1 protein-coding gene is annotated in these 1,055 nt (G+C 52.1%); it reads left to right on the top strand.

All coding sequences use genetic code 11. From position 1 onward, the window contains the following. Positions 1-185: 185 nt before the first annotated feature. Entirely contained in the window at positions 186-914 is a 729-nt protein-coding gene (locus ALO64_RS07780) for a hypothetical protein (protein ID WP_005730958.1), read from the top strand. Positions 915-1,055: the final 141 nt, after the last annotated feature.

Here is a 1,055-nt window from a genome sequence, read left to right as displayed (position 1 = left end):
TGTCTACACCCTCTTAGTGAGACACTAAAGTTTCAAGCCCTCTTTTCATACCATTTGTAATGCTTGCCATAAGTTGGATATTTAAGGTACTTATCCCACCGCCTCAAGCGCACCTCTTATTACTTCAACCTGACAATTTATGACGAATCGTTACTTGAACTATTGATTATCAGGAGCACCCGTACATGAGCCAAATCATTTGCAAACCGACCCCTCTGGACCTGTCCGCCCCGTCCATACCGCTGGCCAGCCGACATGGCATAGGCGTGAGAGGTGCCTCTCAACTGCTTGTTCATGTGGCCCCCTATGACAGCATGGACGAGGGAGACCTGATCGAACTGTTCTGGGACGGCTGTTACGTCGCGTCAAAAATATTGAAGGCATCCGACGTCGGCAAACCCGTTGTCCTACGCGTGCCGGAAAGCTTTCTACAGAACGGCAAAGCAAGAACTTACTACCGGGTCATGAAAATAGGCGGTTTGCCCATAACCTCGCCCTGCCGCAAGCTGTGGGTGAAGCTGAACGCACCAGGCGGGCAATTGGTCAGCACCAACACGGAAGAAAACCAGGGGCTGGCACCGCTGTATGTTGTGCCATCGGTAATACGTCGAGGACTGTCGCGCAGGCACCTGGAAGGCGGTTTACCGATGACCATCGAGCCGTACCTGAACATGGCTGTTCACGACGAGATCACTGTGCGCTGGGGCGATTTGCGTATGGACCTGCCGCCGCTTGTTGCCGAAGACGTCGGTGAGCCTGTCGATCTGGTCGTGCCGCCCGCGCTGATACTGGAAGGCGGAGAGGAACAACAACTGGAAGTGACTTACTGTGTTATAGACCGAGTGGGTAACAACTCGCTCTGGGCTCCGCCACGGGTAATACGGGTTCAGCCACTGGGGCATTCAACTGATTGAATACGACGAATCGAATAATCGAGTCTCCTGAAAAAATCACCTGCAAAATAGCCGGCACGGTGATAGCAGTCATCCATAAAATAAACATTGGCAACGTATGTCCGCTACTTTTTAAACCTATGGAGGCGCTGCAAAAATAGC

It is taken from the genome of Pseudomonas meliae, assembly GCF_001400515.1.
GTDB classification, from domain to species: domain Bacteria; phylum Pseudomonadota; class Gammaproteobacteria; order Pseudomonadales; family Pseudomonadaceae; genus Aquipseudomonas; species Aquipseudomonas amygdali.
Note: the sequence above shows the minus strand (reverse complement) of the source record. Positions and strands in the feature narration are given on the sequence as shown.